We start from the raw sequence: 5,737 nt of genomic DNA on the forward strand, positions 1-5,737 counted from the left end.
GCCCCCGGGCCGCCGCGAGGCCGCCCCGGCGCCGGAGCCGGCCCCGGACTGGGACCCCGAGGAGCCTCCGGAGGAGACGCACCCCTTCTTCACGGGTGCCGACGAGAAGGACGGCAAGGGCCCGAAGGACGACGACTACGACGACGAGTACGACGACGACTCCCGGGGCTCCCGGCGCGGGGACGGGGGCGAGCGCCGCGGCAAGGGCAAGAAGAAGAAGGGCCGCAGCGGCTGCGCGTGCCTGGTCGTCTCCCTGGTCCTGGTCGCCGGCGTCGGCGGAGCGGGCTACTTCGGGTACTCCTTCTACAAGGACCGGTTCGGCCCCGCCCCGGACTACTCGGGCAGCGGCTCCGGCTCGGTCGAGGTGGAGATCCCGAAGGGCGCCTTCGGCTACGACATCGGCAACATCCTGAAGAAGGCCGGCGTCGTGAAGAGCGTCGACGCCTTCGTCTCGGCACAGAACGAGAACCCGAAGGGCAAGTCGATCCAGGCGGGGGTCTATCTCCTCCACTCGGAGATGTCGGCGTCCGAGGCCGTGAAGATGATGGTCGACCCGAAGAGCCAGAATCTTCTGATCATCCCGGAGGGCACGCCGAACCGGCTTGTGTACGCCTCCATCGACACCAAGCTCGGTGTCGCCAAGGGCACGACCGCCAAGGTGGCCGAAAAGAAGTCCGGCAGCCTCGGCCTGCCGGGCTGGGCGCAGAACCACAAGGGTGTCCTGGACCCCCTGGAGGGCTTCCTCTATCCGGCCGCGTACCCGGTCACCAAGGGCATGAAGCCGGAGACCGTCCTCAAATCGATGGTTTCCCGCGCCGACGAGGAGTACAAGAAGAGCGACCTCGAGGCCAACGCCAAGAAGCTGAAGCTCGACAGCCCCTGGCAGCTGATCACCGTCGCCAGCCTCGTCCAGGCCGAGGGCAAGTACAAGCACGACTTCGACAAGGTCGCGCGGGTCGTCTACAACCGGATGAAGCGCGACAACCCCCAGACCTGGGGGCTCCTGGACTTCGACTCGACCGTCAACTACGCGAAGAAGCAGAGCACCCTGGACACCGGAGCGGTTTCGGACCTGCGGAACTTCAAGCACCCGTACAACACGTACTACATCCACGGTCTGCCCCCGGGCCCGATCAACAACCCGGGTGATGCCGCGCTCCAGTCGGCGATCAAGCCCACTCCCGGACCCTGGAACTACTTCGTGTCGGTGACCGAGGACAAGACGGTCTTCGCCGTGACCAACGAGGAGCACGAGCGGAACCGCGAGAAGTACAAGAAGGAGCAGGCGGGGCAGTGAGCACCCACCACCGCGCGGCCGTCCTCGGCTCGCCCATCGCCCACTCGCTCTCCCCGGTCCTGCACCGGGCGGCGTACGCCGAACTCGGCCTCGACGACTGGTCGTACGACCGGTTCGAGATCGATGAGCAGGCGCTGCCCGGGTTCGTCGAAGGGCTGGACGGGAGCTGGGCCGGGCTCTCCCTCACCATGCCGCTCAAGCGGGCGGTGATCCCGCTGCTCGACGCGATCAGTGACACCGCCGCCTCCGTCGAGGCCGTGAACACCGTGGTCTTCGGCGAGGACGGCCGCCGCACCGGCGACAACACCGATATCCCCGGCATGGTCGCCGCCCTGCGCGAGCGTGGCGTCGACAAGGTGGAGTCCGCCGCGATCCTCGGCGCCGGCGCCACCGCCTCCTCCGCGCTGGCGGCGCTGTCCGGCATCTGCGCCGGACCCGTCACCGCGTACGTCCGCAGCGCGGCCCGCGCCGACGAGATGCGCGGATGGGGCGAACGGCTGGGCGTCGACGTACGGATCGCCGACTGGGCCGAGGCCGACCTGGCGCTGGCCGCGCCGCTAATCATCGCGACCACCCCCGCAGGCGCGGCCGACGCGCTGGCCGGGTCCGTACCGGAACGGCCCGGCACACTCTTCGACGTGCTGTACGAGCCGTGGCCGACCCGGCTCGCGTCCGCCTGGGCCGAACGCGGCGGCGCAGTCGTCGGAGGTCTCGACCTCCTCGTGCACCAGGCCGTCCTCCAGGTCGAGCAGATGACGGGCCGCTCGCCCGCACCGCTCGCCGCCATGCGCAAGGCCGGGGAAGAGGCGCTGGCCGCCCGCTGACGTCCGCCCGGCCCCGCTCGCGCCGTCCGTCTGATGGACCGGCGGCGGGGTCGGGGCCACGGTCGTGGGAGGATCGGGGGCGGCGGGCCAGGGCCGCGCACCCGGTCGCGCCGCTGGATTTTCAGGCGCGAGCATGAGGAGCACCGTTGAGCAGGTTGCGCTGGCTGACCGCGGGGGAGTCGCACGGCCCCGCACTGGTGGCGACGCTGGAGGGCCTTCCCGCCGGCGTCCCGGTCACCACGGAGATGGTGGCGGACGCGCTCGCCCGGCGGCGGCTCGGTTACGGCCGCGGTGCGCGGATGAAGTTCGAGCAGGACGAGGTCACCTTCCTCGGCGGCGTCCGGCACGGCCTCACCATGGGCTCCCCGGTCGCCGTGATGGTGGGCAACACCGAGTGGCCCAAGTGGGAGCAGGTCATGTCGGCCGACCCGGTCGACCCCCAGGTGCTGGCCGAGCAGGCCCGTAACGCCCCGCTGACCCGGCCCCGCCCCGGCCACGCCGACCTCGCCGGCATGCAGAAGTACGGCTTCGACGAGGCCCGCCCGGTCCTGGAGCGCGCCAGCGCCCGGGAGACCGCGGCCCGGGTCGCCCTCGGTGCCGTCGCCCGGTCCTACCTCAAGGAGACCGCCGGCATCGAGATCGTCAGCCACGTCGTGGAGCTGGCCGCGGCCAAGGCGCCGTACGGGGTCTACCCCGTCCCCGGTGACGTCGACAAGCTCGACGCCGACCCGGTGCGCTGCCTCGACGCCGACGCGAGCAAGGCGATGGTCGCCGAGATCGACCAGGCCCACAAGGACGGCGACACCCTCGGCGGCGTCGTCGAGGTGCTGGCGTACGGCGTGCCCGTCGGCCTCGGCTCGCACGTGCACTGGGACCGCCGGCTCGACGCCCGCCTCGCCGGGGCGCTCATGGGCATCCAGGCCATCAAGGGCGTCGAGGTCGGCGACGGCTTCGACCTCGCCAGGGTGCCCGGGTCCAAGGCGCACGACGAGATCCTGGTGACCGAGGACGGCATCAAGCGCGCCTCCGGCCGGGCCGGCGGCACCGAGGGCGGCCTCACCACCGGTGAGCTGCTGCGTGTCCGCGCCGCGATGAAGCCCATCGCCACCGTGCCGCGCGCCCTGGCCACCGTCGACGTGGTGACCGGTGAGCCCGCCAAGGCCCACCACCAGCGCTCCGATGTCTGCGCCGTGCCGGCCGCCGGGATCGTCGCGGAGGCGATGGTCGCCCTGGTCCTGGCCGACGCCGTGGCGGAGAAGTTCGGCGGCGACAGCGTCACCGAGACCCGCCGCAACGTGACGTCGTACCTCGACCACCTGCAGATCCGGTGAGCGGTCCCCTGGTCGTCCTCGTCGGACCCATGGGTGTCGGCAAGTCCACGGTCGGCGAGCTGCTCGCCGGCAGGCTGGGCACCGGCTACCGGGACACCGACGCGGACGTGGTCGCGACGGTCGGCAAGCCCATCGCGGAGATCTTCTACGACGAGGGCGAGGAGCACTTCCGCGCGCTGGAGCGGGAGGCGGTCCGTGCCGCCGTCGCCGAGCACACCGGTGTCCTCTCGCTGGGCGGCGGCGCCGTCCTGGACGAGTCGACCCGCGCGCTGCTCGCCGGCCACCCGGTCGTCTACCTCTCGATGGACGTCGACGAGGCGGTCAGGCGGGTCGGGCTCAACACCGCCCGCCCGCTGCTCGCGGTCAACCCGCGCCGGCAGTGGCGCGAGCTGATGGAGGCCCGCCGGCACCTCTACACCGAGGTCGCCCGCACGGTCGTCGCCACCGACGAGCGCACACCCGAAGAGGTCGCCCAGGCGGTCCTCGACGCACTGGAGCTGCCGGACGGGGCCCCGTCCGGCCGGGAGAACACACCATGACCCAGCAGGCACCCATCCGCGTCCGCATCGCCGGCAGCGCGGGCTCCGACCCGTACGAGGTACTGATCGGCCGGCAGCTCCTCGGCGAGCTGCCCGGACTCATCGGTGAGCGGGCCAAGCGCGTCGCGGTCCTCCACCCCGAGGCGCTCGCCGAGACCGGCGAGGCGGTCCGCCAGGACCTCGCGGACCAGGGCTACGAGGCCATCGCGATCCAGCTGCCCAACGCCGAGGAGGCCAAGACCGTCGAGGTCGCCGCCTACTGCTGGAAGGCGCTCGGCCAGACCGGCTTCACCCGCACCGACGTCATCGTCGGCGTCGGCGGCGGCGCCACCACGGACGTGGCGGGCTTCGTCGCCGCCTCGTGGCTGCGCGGGGTGCGCTGGATCGCCGTACCGACGACCGTGCTCGGCATGGTCGACGCGGCCGTCGGCGGCAAGACCGGCATCAACACCGCCGAGGGCAAGAACCTCGTCGGCGCCTTCCACCCGCCGGCCGGCGTGCTCTGCGACCTCGCCGCCCTCGACTCGCTGCCGGTCCACGACTACGTCTCCGGCATGGCCGAGATCATCAAGGCCGGTTTCATCGCCGACCCGGCCATCCTCGGCCTGATCGAGGAGGACCCGCAGGCCGCCCGTACGCCCGAAGGACCGCACACCGCCGAACTGATCGAGCGTGCGGTCCGGGTCAAGGCCGAGGTCGTCTCCAGCGACCTCAAGGAGTCCGGACTCCGCGAGATCCTCAACTACGGCCACACCCTGGGCCACGCGATCGAGAAGAACGAGCGCTACAAGTGGCGCCACGGTGCCGCCGTCTCCGTCGGCATGGTCTTCGCCGCCGAGCTCGGCCGCCTGGCCGGCCGCCTGGACGACGCCACCGCCGACCGGCACCGCGCGATCCTGGAGTCCGTCGGGCTGCCGCTCACCTACCGCGGCGACCAGTGGCCCAAGCTGCTGGAGAACATGAAGGTCGACAAGAAGTCCCGCGGTGACCTGCTGCGCTTCATCGTCCTGGACGGCCTCGGCAAGCCCACCGTCCTGGAGGGCCCCGACCCGGCCGTGCTGCTCGCCGCCTACGGGGAGGTGTCCGCATGACCCGCCGGGTGCTCGTGCTCAACGGCCCCAACCTCGGCCGGCTCGGCTCCCGCGAGCCCGACGTCTACGGCTCCACCTCGTACGCCGGGCTCGTCGAGGCCTGCCGCACGCTCGGCAAGGAGCTGGGTTTCGACGCCGACGTGCGCGAGACCAATGACGAGGGCGAGCTGATCCGCTGGCTCCACGAGGCCGCCGACGGATCAATTCCGGTCGTTCTCAACCCGGGTGCCTTCACGCACTACTCGTACGGCATGCGGGACGCGGCCGCCCAGCGCACCGCCCCGCTGATCGAGGTGCACATCTCGAACCCGTACGCACGGGAGGAATTCCGCCACACCTCGGTCGTCGCCCCGGTCGCCACCGGGACCGTGGCCGGATTCGGCATCGGCTCCTACCGGCTCGCCCTGCGCGCCCTCGCGGACGAACTCGCGGACTGAGCAGGGGTCTCGGGCGCCCCGCGGGCACTCCGGACCCTCCCCGGCCGTTGTCCGTGCGGCGGCCGGGGAAGGTACGGTTGCCGTTGCACCAGCGCCAGTTGCCTGTACGAGACGGAGTTGCACCGGATGCAGCACGCAGTGGGGGCCCCGCTGCCTCCGCCCCAGGGTCCCGGAAACGGCCCCGCCGGCTGGCCGCACCAGGCCCAGCACCCCGGGCC

At 72.0% G+C, this 5,737-nt stretch carries 6 protein-coding genes; all 6 read left to right on the top strand.

All coding sequences use genetic code 11. The annotated features are described in order from the left end of the window. The coding region (gene mltG / locus EAO73_RS23185) for an endolytic transglycosylase MltG (RefSeq protein ID WP_224756399.1) at nucleotides 1-1,297 on the top strand (1,297 nt) is incomplete at its 5' end. After that, a complete protein-coding gene (locus tag EAO73_RS23190) occupies nucleotides 1,294-2,121 on the top strand; it encodes a shikimate dehydrogenase (protein WP_147973388.1) in 828 nt (275 codons plus the stop codon). The genes mltG and EAO73_RS23190, both read left to right, overlap by 4 nt. A 146-nt stretch (nucleotides 2,122-2,267) precedes the next feature. Next, entirely contained in the window at nucleotides 2,268-3,452 is a 1,185-nt protein-coding gene (gene aroC, locus EAO73_RS23195) for a chorismate synthase (RefSeq protein ID WP_147973389.1), read from the top strand. Then, nucleotides 3,449-3,991 (top strand): shikimate kinase, encoded by a 543-nt coding sequence (locus EAO73_RS23200; RefSeq protein WP_224756400.1) that lies wholly within the window; start codon nucleotides 3,449-3,451, stop codon nucleotides 3,989-3,991. The genes aroC and EAO73_RS23200 overlap by 4 nt, the downstream gene beginning before the upstream one ends. Further along, nucleotides 3,988-5,082 (top strand): 3-dehydroquinate synthase, encoded by a 1,095-nt coding sequence (gene aroB, locus EAO73_RS23205; RefSeq protein ID WP_147973390.1) that lies wholly within the window; start codon nucleotides 3,988-3,990, stop codon nucleotides 5,080-5,082. The genes EAO73_RS23200 and aroB overlap by 4 nt, the downstream gene beginning before the upstream one ends. Beyond that, on the top strand, nucleotides 5,079-5,519 hold the full coding sequence (gene aroQ, locus EAO73_RS23210; protein WP_147973391.1) for a type II 3-dehydroquinate dehydratase: 441 nt from the start codon (nucleotides 5,079-5,081) through the stop codon (nucleotides 5,517-5,519). The genes aroB and aroQ overlap by 4 nt, the downstream gene beginning before the upstream one ends. Nucleotides 5,520-5,737: the final 218 nt, after the last annotated feature.

Source organism: Streptomyces sp. col6 (genome assembly GCF_008042035.1).
Lineage (GTDB): Bacteria > Actinomycetota > Actinomycetes > Streptomycetales > Streptomycetaceae > Streptomyces.